15 protein-coding genes are annotated in these 15,048 nt (G+C 73.7%); 8 read left to right on the forward strand and 7 right to left on the reverse strand.

Translation table 11 applies throughout. From position 1 onward, the window contains the following. Nucleotides 1-102: 102 nt before the first annotated feature. Entirely contained in the window at nt 103-1,803 is a 1,701-nt protein-coding gene (locus AC067J_RS10455) for an acyl-CoA dehydrogenase family protein (protein WP_478297594.1), read from the reverse strand. A 53-nt stretch (nt 1,804-1,856) separates the two neighbouring features. After that, entirely contained in the window at nt 1,857-2,441 is a 585-nt protein-coding gene (locus AC067J_RS10460) for a PadR family transcriptional regulator (RefSeq protein WP_478297595.1), read from the reverse strand. A 257-nt stretch (nt 2,442-2,698) separates the two neighbouring features. Between AC067J_RS10460 and AC067J_RS10465 the strand changes: the two genes are divergently transcribed. After that, nucleotides 2,699-3,169 (forward strand): SPW repeat protein, encoded by a 471-nt coding sequence (locus AC067J_RS10465; RefSeq protein WP_478297597.1) that lies wholly within the window; start codon nt 2,699-2,701, stop codon nt 3,167-3,169. Nucleotides 3,170-3,308: 139 nt separating this feature from the next. On the opposite strand, the gene AC067J_RS10470 is transcribed toward AC067J_RS10465, so the two are convergent. Both AC067J_RS10470 and AC067J_RS10475 read right to left on the reverse strand, forming a co-directional pair. Then, nucleotides 3,309-4,703: a class II fumarate hydratase gene (locus AC067J_RS10470; RefSeq protein ID WP_478297599.1), complete on the reverse strand. Its 1,395-nt coding sequence runs from the start codon at nt 4,701-4,703 to the stop codon at nt 3,309-3,311. A 375-nt stretch (nt 4,704-5,078) separates the two neighbouring features. After that, nucleotides 5,079-5,810: a carbon-nitrogen hydrolase family protein gene (locus tag AC067J_RS10475; RefSeq protein WP_478297601.1), complete on the reverse strand. Its 732-nt coding sequence runs from the start codon at nt 5,808-5,810 to the stop codon at nt 5,079-5,081. A gap of 232 nt (nt 5,811-6,042) precedes the next feature. Here AC067J_RS10475 and AC067J_RS10480 point away from each other — a divergent pair, with 232 nt between their 5' ends. Beyond that, on the forward strand, nt 6,043-7,989 hold the full coding sequence (locus AC067J_RS10480) for a cholesterol oxidase substrate-binding domain-containing protein (RefSeq protein ID WP_478297603.1): 1,947 nt from the start codon (nt 6,043-6,045) through the stop codon (nt 7,987-7,989). A gap of 165 nt (nt 7,990-8,154) precedes the next feature. Here AC067J_RS10480 and AC067J_RS10485 read toward each other — a convergent pair whose 3' ends face one another. Further along, entirely contained in the window at nt 8,155-8,826 is a 672-nt protein-coding gene (locus AC067J_RS10485) for a helix-turn-helix domain-containing protein (RefSeq protein ID WP_478297605.1), read from the reverse strand. Between the two features lie 69 nt (nt 8,827-8,895). Between AC067J_RS10485 and AC067J_RS10490 the strand changes: the two genes are divergently transcribed. Continuing rightward, on the forward strand, nt 8,896-9,813 hold the full coding sequence (locus tag AC067J_RS10490; protein WP_478297607.1) for an AzlC family ABC transporter permease: 918 nt from the start codon (nt 8,896-8,898) through the stop codon (nt 9,811-9,813). After that, nucleotides 9,813-10,121, forward strand: coding sequence for an AzlD domain-containing protein (locus AC067J_RS10495; RefSeq protein ID WP_478297609.1), 309 nt, complete (start codon nt 9,813-9,815; stop codon nt 10,119-10,121). Before AC067J_RS10490 ends, AC067J_RS10495 begins: the two co-directional genes overlap by 1 nt. Nucleotides 10,122-10,168: 47 nt before the next feature. Here the strand turns inward: AC067J_RS10495 and AC067J_RS10500 are convergent, their stop codons facing one another. Both AC067J_RS10500 and AC067J_RS10505 read right to left on the reverse strand, forming a co-directional pair. Continuing rightward, entirely contained in the window at nt 10,169-10,498 is a 330-nt protein-coding gene (locus AC067J_RS10500) for a hypothetical protein (protein ID WP_478297611.1), read from the reverse strand. A 119-nt stretch (nt 10,499-10,617) separates the two neighbouring features. Further along, on the reverse strand, nt 10,618-11,184 hold the full coding sequence (locus AC067J_RS10505; RefSeq protein WP_478297613.1) for an N-acetyltransferase family protein: 567 nt from the start codon (nt 11,182-11,184) through the stop codon (nt 10,618-10,620). A 103-nt stretch (nt 11,185-11,287) separates the two neighbouring features. On the opposite strand from AC067J_RS10505, the gene AC067J_RS10510 reads away from it, so the two are divergent. The 4 genes from AC067J_RS10510 (at nt 11,288) to AC067J_RS10525 (ending at nt 14,976) form a co-directional block, all read left to right on the forward strand. Next, nucleotides 11,288-12,478: an acyl-CoA dehydrogenase family protein gene (locus tag AC067J_RS10510; RefSeq protein WP_478297615.1), complete on the forward strand. Its 1,191-nt coding sequence runs from the start codon at nt 11,288-11,290 to the stop codon at nt 12,476-12,478. 60 nt (nt 12,479-12,538) lie between these two features. Beyond that, complete coding sequence (locus AC067J_RS10515; protein ID WP_478297617.1) at nt 12,539-12,940, forward strand: ADP-ribosylation/crystallin J1; 402 nt, start codon at nt 12,539-12,541, stop codon at nt 12,938-12,940. A 237-nt stretch (nt 12,941-13,177) separates the two neighbouring features. Beyond that, complete coding sequence (locus AC067J_RS10520) at nt 13,178-14,056, forward strand: alkaline phosphatase family protein (RefSeq protein ID WP_478297619.1); 879 nt, start codon at nt 13,178-13,180, stop codon at nt 14,054-14,056. A 440-nt stretch (nt 14,057-14,496) separates the two neighbouring features. Then, on the forward strand, nt 14,497-14,976 hold the full coding sequence (locus tag AC067J_RS10525) for a hypothetical protein (protein ID WP_478297621.1): 480 nt from the start codon (nt 14,497-14,499) through the stop codon (nt 14,974-14,976). Nucleotides 14,977-15,048: the final 72 nt, after the last annotated feature.

A 15,048-nucleotide genomic window follows, 5' to 3' on the forward strand; every position in this document is an offset into this window, starting at 1 on the left:
ACCCCCGGACAGCCTGACCCCCGGACAACCGGGGTCACCGGGCTTCCGGCCTCCCGGGTCTGCGGAGCGGGTCGGCTCCGCGGGCCCGGGAGGGAGGCGTCACTACGGCTGCATCTCGTACGCGCCGGAGAGTCCCTCGACCATGCCCCACACCTTCGCCGCCCGCGCGCCGTCCGCGACCGGGCGGCGGACGTGCGCCAGCGCCCACGCGGCCTGAGCCTCCGTCGTCGAGGCCTTGCCGTGCAGCTCGGTGGCGTGCGCGGAGAAGTCCCGCACCAGCGCGTCGAAGACCTGGTCGAGCAGGTCGGCGTCCAGCCCGGTCAGCTCGGCCTGCTCCAGCACCAGCTGGCCGTAGACGATCAGCGCGAAGAGCTGGCCGATCTCCAGCAGGAAGTCGAGGTCGGCCTGCTGCTCGGCGCTCGGCGCGTTGCTCAGCAGCAGCTCGCAGAAGCCGTCGGCCTGCTCGCGGAACCGCGCGACGTTCGGGATGTGCGCGTGCGCGTCGTAGGCGGTCCGCCAGTCGTGGAAGCGGATCGCGCCGAGGCCGCGGGCCGGGCCCTGGCGGAACAGGAAGACGTCGTCGGCGGCGTCCCGGCGGCTGGGCATCGGCGCGTACTCGGCCGGGTCGAACAGGTAGTTCGCCATGAACTTGAGGATCAGTGCCAGGTTGACGTGGACGGTGCCCTCCAGCTTCGGCAGGCCCCGGATGTCCTTGGCGGCCTTGTCGAAGTAGGTGTCCGCCTCGAAGCCCTTGGCCGCGATGACGTCCCACATCAGGTCGATGACCTTCTCGCCCTCCGTGGTGACCTTCATCTTGGTCATCGGGTTGAAGAGCAGGTATCGGCGGTCCTCGGCGGAGGCGGTGCGGAAGTAGTCCACCGCGCGGGCGGAGAACAGCTTCATCGCCACCAGGCGCGCGTACGCGTCGGTCAACTCGCGCCGCACGTGCGGGAAGTCGGTGACCTTCTTGCCGTACAGCACCCGGTTGTGGGCGTGCGTGACGGCCTCGTACATCGCGTGCTCGCAGATGCCGACGGAGGCCGTGCAGAGGTTGAACTTCCCGACGTTGACGGTGTTCAGGGCGGCGTCGAAGGCGGCCTTCCCGGTGTGCAGCACGTCCTCGGCGCGGACCGGGTAGTCCTCCAGGCGGAACTCGCTGACGTACATCTGGGCGTTCACCACGTTCTTGACCAGGTGGTACGCCTCGTGGCGGCTGTCCGCGGCGAAGAAGACGTAGCCCTCCGGCCCGTCGACGTCCGACCGGCGGCCGAACACCGAGACCAGACCGGCCACGTTGCCGTTGCCGATGTAGTACTTGGAGCCGGTGGCGGTGAAGCCGCCCTCGCCGTCCGGGGTGAGGATCATGTCGGTCGAGTAGATGTCGGCGCCGTGGCTGCGCTCGGAGAGCCCGAACGCCATCACGTGACCCTCCGTCAGGAGCTTTGCGGCGCGGGCCCGGACGGCCTCGTTCTCGCTCTGCCAGACGGGGCCGAGGCCGAGGATGGTGACCTGCCAGGTGTACCAGTAGCCGAGGCCGTAGAAGCCGAGGATCTCGTTCAGCTCGGCGATCCGCGAGGTGTCCCAGCGCTTGTCCGGGTCGGTGGCGGAGGGCGTCAGGAACTCGGCGAACAGGCCTTCCTTGGCCGCGAATTCGAGGAAGTCCGCGTACCAGGTGCGGTCGATGTAGGTGTCGATCAGCGCCTTCTTGCCGCGCGACTCGAACCAGTCCACGGTCGTGCGCAGCAGTCGGCGGGTCGGCTCGTCGAACTGCGCGGGGTCGTAGGTACGCGGGTTGAAGAGCATCGCGGGCTCCCGGGGGTCGAGGGTGGGGAGGGGGTTGAGGGTGGTGGGAAACGTCAGGGGGTGCCGGTACCGGTACCGGTGTCGGTCCCGGCGTCGGCATCGGCGAGGTCGCGCAGGGTGGCGAGCACGTCCTCCAGCCAGGCGAGCGTCATCCGCTCGTACTCGATCCCGCCGCGCAGCACCACGTGCTGGAGGCGCTGTGGGGCATCGAGGGCGTCCGGCGCGGGGAAGTCCCGCTGCTCGCCGTACAGGTAGCGGGCGAGCAGGGCGGCGTGGCCGTCGCGGTGCCGTTCGACCTCGGGGATCAGGGCGGCCGGGTCGTCGAAGGCGACGGCCCGGATCCGGACGGCCAGCTCGTGCCGGACGGTCTCCGGTCCGACGGGCTCGCGCAGCCAGCCGGCCAGCGCGGTTCGGCCGGGCGGGGCCGCCGAGTACACCTTCTTGTCGGGCCGGCCGTCCTGGGCGACCTCCTCGGCGGAGATCCAGCCGTCCGCCTCCATCCGCCGCAGCACCCGGTAGATCTGCTGGTGGGTGGCGGTCCAGAAGCGGCCGATGGACCGGTCGAAGCGCCGGGCCAGTTCGTAGCCGGAGCCGGGCCGTTCCAGCAGCGAGACGAGGATCGCGTGCTCCAGTGCCATGAACGGCATCCTGCTATGCACCGAGTTGCATAGGCAATGGCGGCGCGTGAGGGTGAGACGGAGGTCACCCGTGCGGGGTGGCGGCCGCCGAGGCCGTGCGGCGACTCCGGGGAGCGGGTCGGGGTCGCCGGAGGGGCGGACGTGGCGGCCGCCGAGGCAGGGTAGCTTCCGGGGTGAAAAGGTGCAAAACGGTCGATCGGCGCCAGAATGGTACTGGGCTTGCGCCCTCCATGTTCCAGACCTAGGAGGTGGTATCGGTGTCTACCCAGATTCCGATGGGCATGGAGCACCATCCGGACATCGTCGAACTACGGGAGCACTACGAGCGGCTCACCCTCACCCCGCGCGCCCAGGCCGTCGAGGCCCTGGCCGTGCTCGCCGGCCTGTTCCTGGCGGCCTCGCCATGGATCGTCGGCTTCACCGCCTTCAACACGCTGACCGTCACCTGCCTGATCGTCGGACTCGCGTACTGCGTGCTGATGGCCGGCTACGGCTCGGCGTACGAGCGCACCCACGCGCGGGCCTGGGCAGCCACCCTGCTCGGCGCGTGGACGATCATCTCTCCTTGGGTCGTCTCCGGTGAGGTGGACCGCGGCAAGAACATCGTCACCTGCCTGATCACGGGCTGCGTGATGTTCCTGCTGGGGCTCGCCGCCATCTCGATGGCCACCATGACGTCGAACGGAGCATCGATGCGGCGCGGCCGGGCCGGTCGAGCCAGGGGCTGACGGTCACCGGAAGCCCGACACCCGGGGCGCGGAGCGGCGAGGCCGCCGTCCGCGCCCCGGGCGCGTGCCCGCCCGGTCGGTCCTCCGGCGACCGAGGCCGGGGCCACCGGTCGGGGCTACCGGTCGGGTCCTCCGGTGGCTACGGCCGGGTCATCCGCAGCACGTCCAGCGCCTCGTCGAGCTGCTCGACGGTGAGCCGCCCCTCCTCCACGTACCCGCGCTCCAGCACCACCTGCCGGATCGTCTTCCGCTCGGCCAGCGCCTGCTTGGCGACCTTCGCCGCCTCCTCGTACCCGATGTACCGGTTCAGCGGGGTGACCACCGACGGCGAGGACTCGGCGAACTCGCGGGCCCGCTCGACGTTGGCGGTGAGGCCGTCCACCGCGCGGTCGGCGAGCAGCCGGGCGCTGTTGGCGAGCAGCCGGACCGACTCCAGGACGTTGCGGGCGATCACCGGGAGCATCACGTTGAGCTCGAAGTTGCCGCTCGCCCCGGCGACCGTCACGGTGGCGTCGTTGCCGATCACCTGGGCGGAGACCATCAGTACCACCTCGGGCAGCACCGGGTTCACCTTGCCCGGCATGATCGACGAACCGGGCTGCAGGTCCGGCAGGTTGATCTCCCCGAGCCCGGTGCGCGGGCCGGAGCCCATCCACCGCAGGTCGTTCGCGATCTTCGTGAACCCGACCGCGACGGTGCGCAGTTGGCCGCTCAGCTCGACCAGGCCGTCCCGCGCGCCCTGGGCCTCGAAGTGGTCCCGGGCTTCGGTCAGCGGCAGGTCGGTGGCGCGCGCGACCTCCTCGATCACGGCTGCGGCGAACCCCGGCGGGGTGTTGATGCCGGTCCCCACCGCGGTGCCGCCGAGCGGGAGTTCGGCCACCCGCGGGAGCGTGGCCAGCAGCCGTTCCCGCCCGTGCCGGACCTGCGCCGCGTACCCGCCGAACTCCTGGCCGAGGGTGACGGGCGTGGCGTCCATCAGGTGCGTCCGGCCGGCCTTGACGACCTGGGCGAACTCGGCCGCCTTGCGCTCCAGCGCCTCGGCCAGGTGCTCCAGCGCCGGGATCAGGTCGTGGGTGACGGCGGCGGTGGCGGCGATGTGGATCGAGGAGGGGAACACGTCGTTGGACGACTGACTGGCGTTGACGTGGTCGTTGGGGTGGACCGGCCGGCCCAGCCGCTCGCCGGCCAGGGTGGCGACGACCTCGTTGGTGTTCATGTTGGACGAGGTGCCCGAGCCGGTCTGGAAAACGTCCACCGGGAACTCGGCGTCCCAGCGCCCCCCGGCGACCTCCTCGGCGGCGGCCGCGATCGCCGCGGCGGTCTCCTCGTCCAGCACGCCGAGCCGGGCGTTGACGCGGGCGGCGGCCGCCTTGATCCGGGCCAGCGCGGCGATGTGCGCCCGCTCCAGGCGCTGGCCGGAGACCGGGAAGTTCTCCACCGCCCGCTGTGTCTGCGCCTGCCACTTCGCCGCGGCGGGCACCCGCACCTCGCCCATCGAGTCGTGCTCGATCCGGTACTCCTGCTCGTCGGCCATCGCGCGCCGCACCTCCTGGTCGGCCCGGGCGGGCGCCGTTCGGCCGCCGTCCGGCGGCCCTTGCGGCGTGCGTCCCCGGGCCCTCGCTGTCGGGTCTGGGTCTGGGTTTCGGTCTCGGTCCCGGGGCCCGGGGCGGGGCTCCGGGACCGGTTCCCGCCGCTGGGCCCCAGCGCCGGGGCCGGTGCCGGGTCCGGTCCTGGGTCTCGCTTCCGATCACCACAGCCGCGCGCGGGCCCGGGGTATTTCCGAACCCGCCGGAGCGATCGAGCGGAATCCGGCGGCGGCCGGTGGCGTCCGGCGGGTCCGGAGGGGACCGACCGGGTCCGGCGCGACCCGGCGGGGTCCGGCGGCCTCCGGCGTGGCCCGGCCGGGGGCCTACCGCAGTTCGGCGCGGACGATCTCGCCCGCCGCGTCACCGGCCTGGACGACGAGGGCGCCGTCCGCCGCCCAGACGCCGGAGCCGCCCGAGGTCGTCGCGAACTCGCCGCTGGCGCCCGCGCTGGTGGACAGCACGCCCCAGACGCCGTGCGTGGCGGCCCGCTCGCTCATGTGGCTGTCGCGCCGGGCCAGCTGCGACTCGCTGTCGCCGTACAGGGTGGAGCCGACGTAGGCGTCGATGCCGAGCCCGGCGATCCGCTCGGCGTGCACGGGCTCGGCGACGTCGGCGCAGATGGCGAGACCGAGGCGGAACCCGTCGAGCTCCAGCACGGAGGGCTCCCCGGCCGGGGTGAACCGCTCGACCTCCTGCCCGTGCAGGTGGACCTTCCGGCAGACCACCTCGACGCCCGAGCCGCTCACGGCCAGCGTGCCGATGTACTCGCGCCCGTCCGGGTCGGCCACCGGCGCGCCGACCAGTGCGACGGCACCGGTCCCGGCGCAGGCCGCGACCAGCGGCTCCAGCCGGGGGTCGCCGGGGGCGACGGCGGGCGCGTCCAGGTCGTACCCGGTGAGCGAGAACTCGGGGAACACCACCAGGCGCGTTCCGGCCTCCCGGACGGCGGCGGCGTGCCGTCCGACGTTGAGGGCGACCGTGTCGGGCCGGCCGGCCGGGGCACAGGCGGGCTGGGCGACGGCGACGGTCAGGGGAGCGGGCGCGGGCGCGGACACGGTGGGGCCTCCAGGCGTGATCGGATGCGATCGGACGTGGTCAGGCGTGATCCGGGATGGTGATCACTCTCAACCTATGAGCCCACAGCAGAACGGGGCAACATTCACCTGATCGAGTGAAGATCGCGAGGCGTCGCCGCGTACCCGAACGGTCCGCTCCGTACGCTCGGCCCGAAACCGGGGGAGACATCCGGGTCCCGATCCACCGGGGACCGATCAGCAGGGGGCGGTCATGACGACACCACAGCACGGCGACCACGACGGCCTCGGCGACGATCACGCGGGCGGTCACGATCACACCGGCGGGCAAAGCCGCGTCGGCGATCACAGCCGCGTCGACGATCACGGCCGCGCCGGTGGTGACGGCCCGGGCGGCGCGCCCGGCCTCAGCCGCCGTCGCCTCCTCGGTGCCTCCGCCGCGCTCGCCGCCGCCGCCTGGCTGCTGCGCGGCACCGTCGGACCGGACAGCGCCGAGGCCGCCGCCGTCCCCGCCCCGCCCGAACTGCCCGCCGGCACCGAGATCTACCGGCGCGTCTACCAGAACTGGTCCGGCGAGGTCCGGACCGACCAGCTCTGGACCTGCGCCCCGCGGACCCCGGAGGAGGTCCCCGCCCTCGCCGACTGGGCCCGCGCCCACGGCTGGCGGCTCCGCGCCCAGGGGTACCGGCACACCTGGGCGCCGCTCACGGTCGCCGACGGAACCGCCGAGGCGGCCCGCGTCCTGCTGCTGGACACCACCCGCCACCTCACCGCGATCACCGCCGACTCACCCACCGCCGTCCGGGTCCAGACCGGCGCCACCATGGAGGCCCTGCTCGCCCACCTGGCCGGCCGCGGCCTCGGCCTCACCGCCGTCCCCGCCCCGGGCGAACTCACCGTCGGAGGCGTACTCGCGATCGGCGGCCACGGCACCGCCGTCCCCGCCGCCGGCGAACTCCGGCCGGACGGGCACGGCTACGGTTCGGTCAGCAACCAGGTCACCCGGCTCACCGCCGTCGTCCACGACCCGGCCACCGACCGGTACGCCCTGCGCACCTTCGACCGGTCCGAGGCCGACGGCGCCGCCTTCCTGGTCCACCTCGGCCGGGCGTTCCTCACCGAGGTGGTGCTCCGGGCCGGCGCCGACCGGTCGCTGCGCTGCGTCAGCCGGCTCGACATCCCGGCCACCGAGCTCTTCGCCCGGCCCGGCACATCCGGCCGCCCGCGCACCTTCGCCGAGTTCGTCGAGCGGGACGGCCGCGCCGAGGCCATCTGGTTCGCCTACACCGACCGCCCCTGGCTCAAGACCTGGAGCGTCGCCCCGAGCCGACCGTTCGGCTCCCACGCCGTCGACGGGCCCTACAACTACCCCTTCTCCGACTCGATTCCGGAACCGGTCGCCCGACTGGCCGGCCAACTCGTCAGCGGCACCTGGGGATCGGCCCCGCTCTTCGGCCAACTCCAGTACCTGATCGCCAAAGTCGCACTCACCGGGGACATCACCGAAGTCCTGCTCTCCGGCGGCCTGATCCGCGACCTGCTCACCGGCGAGGTCCTCACCCACCTGCTCGCCGGCGGCCTGCGCTCCGACCTCTGGGGCCCCTCGCGCACGCTGCTCCAGTACGTGCGGCCCACCACCCTGCGGGTCACCGCCAACGGCTACGCGATCCTCGCCCGACGCGCGGACCTCCAGTGGGCGGTGGCCGAATTCGCCGACCGGTACCGCACGTTGCTCGACGCCTACCGGGCGCGCGGCGAGTTCCCGGTGAACGGCGCGGTGGAGATCCGGGTCACCGGACTGGACGACCCCGCCTGGTCCGGTGTGCCCGGCGCCCGCCCGCCACTGCTCTCCGCGCTCCGCCCGCGCCCCGACCGCCCCGAATGGGACACCGCCGTCTGGGTCGACGTACTCGCCTTCCCGGGCACGCCCGGACTGCACCGCTTCGGGCGGGAGCTCGAACAGGCCCTACTGCGCTCCTTCGACGGCACCCGGGCCGGCCTGCGGGTGGAATGGTCCAAGGGCTGGGCCTACACCGAGGACGCGGCCTGGGCCGATCCGGACATGCTCGACCGGATCATCCCCGCGAGCCACCGGGACGGCGGCGGCCCCGGCTGGGACGAGGCGATCGCGGTGCTCGACCGGCACGACCCGCACCGGGTGTTCGGGAACCCCTTCCTCGACCGACTGCTGAAGCCGTGAAGCCGTGAAGCCGTGAAGCCGTGAAGCCGTGAAGCCGTGAAGCCGTGAGGCCGTGAATGCGTGAGGCCGTGAATGCGTGAGGCCGTGAATGCGTGAGGCCGTGAATGCGTGGAGCCGTGACGGCGCGCGGGCGGCGCGGCTCCACGCCGGAGGCCCGGCACCGCGTCAGACGTGCTCCATCACGATCACCGCCAGGGTGCCCGGCTCCAACGCCCGGAACACGTGCGGGGCGTCGCCCGGGTAGCTCACGTAGTCGCCGGGGCCGAGTTCGACCGGGGCCTCGGTCGGTCCGGCCAGGGCCCGTCCGGCTCCCAGCAGTACGTGCTCGACGGTGCCCGGCATGTGCGGGTCGGAGGCCCGGGTCTCGCCCGGCTGGGCGTCGATCCGGTAGATGTCGCGCCGGGCGTTGGGCGGGCAGGAGGCCAGCAGGGTCGCGGCGTAGTCGGCCCGCTCGGAGTGGGTGATCGGGCCCTCGCCGGCCCGGACCACCCGGACCACCGGGCGCGGCGGGTCGACGAGCCGGCTGAACGGCACGTCCAGCGCGACGCCGAGCGCCCAGAGCGTCTCGACGCTGGGGTTGCCCGCGCCGGACTCCAGCTGGGAGAGCGTCGACTTGGCGATTCCCGCGCGCCGGGCCAGTTCGGCCATCGACAGGCCGGTGCGCTCGCGTTCGCGCCGGATGGACGCCGAGATCAGCGCGATCAGCTCCGATCCGGTGCCGGACCCCTGGCCGGACCCCTGGCCGGGTCCCTGACCGGGTCCCCGACCGGATGCGGGGCGACTGACTGAGTCGCCGCCCGAGCCGGCCGGGGGGATTGCCTCGCTGTTGTCACTCATCCGCGTTCGCTCCACAGGTCCAAGCGTTCGCCTTGACGAACGGTAGCCATAGGGTTCACTCTACTGGACATGCGTTCGCTCCTCCGAACCCTAGAACGTGCCACGCTTCGCGACATAGCCCTGGTCTGCCTGGCCGACGCCCTGGTCGGTGCCTCATTCGGTGCGGTCACCGTCTCCGGCGGCCTCCCGCTCTGGGTACCCGTCGCCATGTCGGTGCTCGTCTTCGCCGGCGGCGCCCAGTTCGCCGCCATCGGCGTCGTCCTCTCCGGGGGCGGCGCGCTCGCCGCCGTGGCCACCGGCCTGGTGCTCAACGCGCGCCTCCTGCCCTTCGGCTTCAGCGTCGCCGACGTGCTCGACGGCCCGTGGTGGCGACGGCTGCTGGGCGCGCAGATCCTGACCGACGAGTCCGTGGCCTTCGCCATGCTCCAGCCCGACCGGCGTCGACGCCGCGCCGCGTTCTGGGCCTGCGGCCTCGCCCTGTTCGCCGTCTGGAACGCCTCCGTGCTGGTCGGCGCCGCAGCCGGCGGCATGATCGGCGACACCGACGCGCTCGGGCTCGACGCCGCCTTCCCGGCCGTGCTGCTCGCCCTGGTCCTGCCCTCGCTCACCGACCCCCGGACCCGCGCGGCCGCCCTGGCCGGCGCCGCGGTCGCGGTGGCCGCCACGCCGTTCCTGCCGGCCGGGCTCCCGGTCCTGCTCGCGCTCGTCGGCCTGCTGCTCGCCCGGCGCCCCACCGGCCCGGACGTCACCTCCAGCCCGTCCGCGCCATCCGCTTCACCTGCTCCGGACGCTCCGGACGCGTCGCCGGACGCGCCGTCCGCTCCGTCCGTTCCGTCCGACGCGGCCGGGACGGTGCCTCCCGGAAGCGCCGTGCCTCCCGGAAGCGCCGCGCCGCCCGCCACCGCTGCGCCCGCCGCCCCCGCCGACGACGCCGGAGGTACGGCCGGCCGCGGCCGACCCGCCCCCCTCGCCGAGGAGGTCCACTGATGCCCCTGCTCGCCATCCTGCTGCTGGCGGCCGGTACCTACGCGTTCCGGGTCGCCGGACCCCTGCTCGGCGACCGGCTCACCGTCTCCGACCGGGTGCGCCACCTGCTCGCCGTCGCCGCCGCGGTCCTGCTCGTCGCCCTGGTCGCCACCGGCACCTTCACCCAGGGCCACGGCTTCGCCGGATGGGCCCGCCCGGCCGGGGTCCTGGTGGCCGGCGTCCTCGTGCTGCGCCGCGCGCCGTTCCCGGTCGTGGTGGTGGCGGCCGCCGCGACGACCGCGCTGCTCCGGCTCTGTGGGGTCTCCTGACGCCCCGCGGGCCTCGCGGGTCCGCGCGCCCTCGCCGACCCCGCCGCTCAGCGGGCCCCGTCGGCGGCCCCGTCGGCCAGCCGCCCCTGCTGGATCTCCGGCCGCTTGCTGTCCCACAGCATCTCCCACACCTTGAAGACGCAGTGGTAGTCCCGCATGCTCCCCTTGGAGATCAGCAGGTAGCTGTCACCGTCCCGGAGCAGGGTGCGCTGCCGGCTGTTGAACGGGTGCTGCGGCGTGTACGACGGGACGAGCCGCCGCATTTCGGCGAGGGCCTCCTCGCGGTCGCCCTCGACCTCGGCGAGCACCTTGGTGCCCCAGATCCGGTCGTCGCCGATGCCTTCGGTCTCCTGCACGACCACTGCCCAACGCGCCACGGTCCACCCCTCACTGCTCGTCACGTCGCTTTCGCATCCCGTCCGGCTGCGAAAGCGGTCATCCTAACGAGGCGCGGGCGCCCGCCCCCATGGCCGCCCCCGCGCCCCGGTGCCCGCCCCTACGCCGGCCCCTGTGCCGGCCCCGGCGCCCGTCCCTGCAGCGCCTGCAGTGCCTTGTAGTAGACGGTGGTCGCGTGCGGCGCTCCCGACGGGTCGGTCGCGTAGTCCGGCACCGTGCCGACCCGGGTCCAGCCCGCCGCCTCGTACAGCCGCTCGGCGGGGCTGCCGGTCTCGGTGTCCAGCACCAGCGTCCGGATCCCACGATCCGAGGCCGCCCACTCCAGCGCCTCCAGCAGCGAGCCCGCCAGCCGCCGGCCCCGGTCCGCCCGGTGCACCATCAGCTTGGCCACCTCCGCGCGGTGCCGGCCGTTGGCGGGCGTCGCCGGGCGCAGCTGAACCGTCCCCGCGATCCGCCCGTCCGCGTCACTGCGCGCGGCCCAGAGCAGCAGCCGCCCGGCCTCGACGTCCGGGCCCAGGGCCCGCCACCAGCCGGCCGCCTCGGCGGGGTCGAGCGGGGCGAGGAAGCCGAGCGAGGACCCGCTGTCGACGGTGTCCACCAGGAGTTCGGCCAGCCGCTCCGCCGACTCCCGCAGTTCGTCGGCCGTCAGCTGCCGGATTGTGTACATGCTCACTCCCTCGCCTCCGGCCCCCCGGAGGCAGGACCCGTGCGCAATACTCGCCGGTACCCAACGCTGCGACCGGCACCCGCCGAGACTACAAGGAGCTTCAATGGCGAAGCCGACCAGGATCGACCCCGCCGACCTGCTCGCCGTCGGTGACCTGCTCACCGACGAGGAGCGGCTCATCCGCGACACCGTGCGGAAGTTCGCCGACGAGCGGATCCGCCCGCACGTCGGCGACTGGTTCGAGCGGGGCGTCTTCCCGGCCCGCGAACTCGCCCCCGAACTCGGCGCCCTCGGCGTGCTCGGCATGCACCTCGACGGCTACGGCTGCACCGGTTCCACCGCCACCGCCTACGGGGTCGCGTGCATGGAGCTGGAGGCCGCCGACTCCGGGCTGCGCAGCTTCGTGTCCGTCCAGGGCTCGCTGGCCATGCGCTCCATCCACGCCTTCGGCTCGGAGGAGCAGAAGCAGCGCTGGCTGCCCGGCCTCGCCGCCGGCCGGCTGATCGGCTGCTTCGCCCTCACCGAACCGGACTTCGGCTCCGACCCGGCCAACATGCGGACCAGGGCCCGCCGCAAGGGCGCGGGCGAGAACGCCGACTGGGTGCTCTCCGGATCCAAGATGTGGATCACCAACGGCAGCATCTCCGACGTCGCCGTCGTCTGGGCGCAGACCGAGGACGGCGTCCGCGGCTTCCTGGTCGAACCGGGCATGCCCGGCTTCACCGCCACCGACGTGCACGGCAAGCTCTCGCTGCGGGCCTCCGTCACCAGCGAACTGGCCTTCGACGAGGTCGTGTTGCCCGCCGACGCGGTCCTGCCCGGCGTCAGCGGCCTGCGCGGACCGCTCTCCTCCCTCAACGAGGCCCGCTACGGCATCCTCTGGGGCACCGTCGGCGCGGCCCGCGACTGCTACACCTCCGCCCTCGACTACGCGAAGAGCCGCATCCAGTTCGACCGCCCGATCGCCGGGTTCCAGCTCACCCAGCAGAAGCTCGTGGAGATGATGCTGGAGGTGGAGAAGGCCTACCTGGTCGCCGTGCGGATCGGGCGGCTCAAGGACGAGGGGGCGGCCCGACCGGCGCACATCAGCTTCGGCAAGCTGAACAACGTCCGGGCCGCGCTGGAGATCGCCCGCAGCGCCCGCACCGTGTTCGGCGCGAACGGCATCACCACCGAGTACCCGGTCCTGCGGCACGCCAACAACCTGGAGTCGGTGCTCACTTACGAGGGCACCAGTGAGATCCACACCCTCGTCCTCGGCGAGACCATCACGGGGGAGTCGGCCTACCGCTGACGGCGGCCGGCACCCGAAATCGGTTCGTCCGTCGGGCCGTTCACGGCTACCTTGGCGATCATGAACGGCCCGACGGCGCAGCCCGCCACCGCGACCACGCCCACCACCACCCTCTGGCGCCCCACCGGCCCCCAGGAGTTGGCCCTGGTCGAGGCCGCCGACTGGCGCGCCTGGCCGCCCCGCCTCCCCGACCAGCCGATCTTCTACCCGGTCCTGAACGAGGACTACGCGATCCGCATCGCCCGCGACTGGAACGTCCCCGCGTCCGGGGTCGGCTACGTCACCCGCTTCGAGGTCGAGACCGCCTTCCTCGCCCGCTACCCCGTCCGGCAGGCGGGGGGACGGACCATCCTGGAGCTCTGGGTGCCGGCGGAGGAGCTGCCCGAGTTCAACCGGCACCTCGTCGGCCGCATCGAGGTCGTCCACGAGTTCCGTCCCGGGCGAATCACGGCTGACGGCTGACGGCTGACGGCTGACGGCTGACGGCTGGCAGATGACAGATGACGGCTGACGGATTCTGAAATCCGTCAGCCGCCATCCGTCGGTCCGCCCACCTCGAAGCAGCACCGGACGCCACCCCGACACCCGGCGTTCCCCCAGGAGACACCTGGCAGTCCGGCGGGCCGTGAAACATGACGCGGTCGGTGGCGCCCGCGCGGGTGCGCCCGGCACCCGCACCGCGAAAGGAACGACCCCACCATGTCCGTACCGCCGCCGCCTCGCCCCCGGGTCCTCGTCGTCGGAATCGACGGCGTCCGGTACGACCTGCTGGAGCAGGTCCCGATGCCGAGGCTCGCGGAGGTCGCCGAGGCCGGATTCCTGGCACCCGTCACCGTGGCGGAGACCACGCCCACCATGTCGGGCCCCTGCTGGGCCACCATCGTCACCGGCGTCGAACCCGCCAAGCACGGGGTCTGGGGCAACCACCTGGGCGGCAACCGGCTCGACGTCTTCCCCGACTTCACCACCCGGCTGGCCCGGCAGGACCGCCGCCGCACCTACGTCGCGGCCGGCTGGGACCCGCTGGTCATCGGCGAATCCGGCGGGCCGCTGTTCCGCGCACCCGGCCGGCTCAGCTACGTCGCCCCCGCCGAGGACACCCCCGAGGCCTGGGAGGCCGTCGACGAGGAGGTCACCCGGGAAGCCGTCGACGTGCTGCGCGCGGCCGACCCCGAGGCGTCCTTCGTCTACCTCGGCGCCGTCGACGAGACCGCCCACTTCCTCGGCTGCGGCGAGGAGTACCGCGCGTCGATGCGCACCGCCGACGAACGGCTCGGCCGCCTGCTCGACGCGGTCCGTGCCAGGCCCGGCCACGCCGAAGAGGCGTGGACGGTCATCGTCGTCACCGACCACGGCCACGTCGACACCGGCGGCCACGGCGGCCGCACCCCCGAGGAGCGCACGGCCTGGGTCGCCTGCGCCGGACCGGACATCCCCGCCGCCCCGCCCACCGGCGAGATCCGCCACCCGGACGTCGCCGCCCAGGTGTACGCGGCCCTCGGCCGGCCGATCGACCCGCACTGGACCCTGGACGGCCGCCCGTTCCCCGTGACGCGGCCCGTCCCGGCGCAGTCCTGACGGGACGCCCCGGTACGACGGCCCCGGCGAAGGCGAAGGGTCCGGCAAGCGGGTGGCCCCCGCACCCGGGCGGCCTTGGCCGGGTGCGTCCCGCCCCGGCCTGGGCCAGGCTCGACCAGGGTGAACCCCGAGACCGGACGGCCCCGCGTACGCCTGAAGGTGGAGGGCGTACCCCCCAAGGATGGCGGACGGTCGCGACCTGCTGGTGACGCCCCGACAGTGGCGGGCGGGCCAGGATGGACACAACCGGAACGCCCGGCCCAGGGACAGGGGCGAGGGCCGGGGGGCAGGGCCAGGGCCGGTGACGGTCACGGAGAGCGGTTCGACGAGCGGTACGAGACGAGCGGTACGAGCGGTATGCGGTACCGCGCAGCGGGCCGCACGACAGCAGTGGCGGTGCCGCACGACAGCGGCACCACAACAGGAGAGGGCAGGCGGGCATGAACGGCATCGTGGGCAAGGTCGTACTCGGAGTGGCGGGCACCGGCATGGCCGTGGCCGCCGCGGCCGTGGCGGTCGGACCTCGGGTCGTCGACTGGTACGACGGCCGGCACCAGGAGCAGTCCAGCTACGTCAGCGGCAGCGAGGCCAAGGCGGCCCGCCACTCCGTCCCGGCCTGGCTGCCCGACAACGCCTCGTCCGTCCAGTACCTGATGTCCACCACCGGCGACGACCGCCTCCTGAGCGCCACCCTGCCGGAGGGCCGGCTGCCCGCCGGGTGCACCGCCACCGCGCCCGGCCGGAGCGGCCACCAGGCGCCGGCCACCCTCAAGGCGGGCTGGTTCCCGGAGGGCGTCGTCTCGAAGGTCACCGGCTCCTGCGGCCACTACAACGTCACCCTGACGGGCAACAAGCTCTACGCGTGGCAGGACGGCGCCGCGGTTCAGGCCGCCCTGCGGGCCGAGCGCCTCGCGCACTGACGGGACCGGCCACCGCCGGCCGCCGCGCGCCGCCGGCCGCCGCGTACCGGCGGCCCCGAAGCGGCCGGACGC

The organism is Kitasatospora sp. NPDC042419 (assembly GCF_056437345.1).